Source organism: Methylobacterium crusticola (genome assembly GCF_003574465.1).
In the GTDB taxonomy this organism is placed as follows: domain Bacteria; phylum Pseudomonadota; class Alphaproteobacteria; order Rhizobiales; family Beijerinckiaceae; genus Methylobacterium; species Methylobacterium crusticola.
The window spans coordinates 1-1,574 of sequence record NZ_QOWC01000455.1; the positions used below are offsets into that span (position 1 = coordinate 1).

Here is a 1,574-nt window from a genome sequence, read left to right on the forward strand (position 1 = left end):
CTGAAGATCTTCCTCGGGGCGGCTCCGGGCGTCGGCAAGACCTACGCGATGCTGACCGCGGCCCATGCCCGGCACCGTGAGGGCGTCGACGTGGTGGTGGGCGTGGTCGAGACCCACGGGCGGGCCGAGACGGAGGCGCTGCTCGCGGGCCTCGAGGTCGTCCCCCGCCGCGCCGTCGCCTACAAGGGCGGCCGCCTCGAGGAGATGGACCTCGACGCGCTCCTCGCCCGCCGGCCCCGGCTGGCGCTGGTGGACGAGCTCGCCCACACCAACGCCCCCGGCAGCCGCCACCCCAAGCGCTACCTCGACGTCGAGGAGCTGCTCCAGGCCGGGATCGACGTCCACACCACCCTCAACATCCAGCACGTCGAGAGCCTCAACGACGTGGTGGCCCAGATCACCCGCATCCGGGTGCGCGAGACCGTGCCGGACGGGGTCCTCGACCGGGCCGACGACATCGAGGTGATCGACCTCTCGCCCGAGGACCTCGTGCGGCGGCTGCGGGAGGGCAAGGTCTACGTGCCCCGCCAGGCCGAGCGGGCGCTCGCGCACTACTTCTCGCCCGGCAACCTCACGGCCCTGCGCGAGCTGGCCCTGCGGCGCACCGCCCAGCGGGTCGACGACCAGCTCCTCACCCACATGCGGGCCCACGCCATCCCGGGGCCCTGGGCGGCGGGCGAGCGGGTGCTGGTCTGCGTGAGCGAGGACCCGCGGGCGGGCGGCCTCGTGCGCTACGCCAAGCGCCTCGCCGACCGCCTGCGGGCGCCCTGGACGGCGCTCACGATCGCGGGACGGCGCAGCGCCCAGCTCGGCGAGGTGGAGCGCGACCGCGTCGCCGACACCCTGCGCCTCGCCGAGCGCCTGGGCGCCGAGACCGTGACCATCCCGAGCCAGGGGCGCATCGCCGAGGACATCGTCGGCTTCGCGCAGGAGCGCAACGTCACCCACGTGGTGATCGGCAAGTCGGCCCGCTCGCGCTGGTTCGAGGTGCTGCACGGCTCGGTCGTGCACGACCTCGTGCGCCGCTCCGGCCCGATCAGCGTGCACGTCGTGGCGGGCGAGGGGGTGGAGGGCGAGCCGGTGCCGCGCAAGACGGTGCGCACGGCTCCGCCTTCCCGCCCGGAGAGCCTCGGCTACTTCGTCTCCCTGGTGGCCGTCGCGTGTGCGCTCGGCCTCGGTCTGCTGGTGCAGCCCTGGCTCGGGCACGAGAGCGCCGACCTCATCTTCCTCACCGCCGTGGTCGCGGTGGCGGTGCGCTTCGGGCTCTACCCCTCGCTGCTGGCGGTGGTGGCGTCCTCGCTCTCCTACAACTTCTTCTTCCTGCCGCCGCTCTACACCTTCACCATCGCCGACCCCACGAACGTGGTGGCGCTGTTCTTCTTCACCCTGGTGGCGGTGCTGGTGTCCAACCTGGGGGCGCGGGTGCGGGTCGACGCGGTGATCTCGCGGGCGCAGGCCCGGGCGACGGAGGCGCTCTACGGCTTCTCGCGCAAGCTCGCGGGCTGCGGCACCCTCGACGACGTGCTCTGGGCCACCGCCTACCAGATCGCCCTGATGCTGAAGCTGCGCGTCGT

General features: G+C 73.4%; 1 protein-coding gene. It reads left to right on the forward strand.

The features are described from left to right. On the forward strand, positions 1 to 1,574 hold a 1,574-nt coding region (locus DT057_RS34865), incomplete at both ends, for a DUF4118 domain-containing protein (RefSeq protein WP_162501618.1).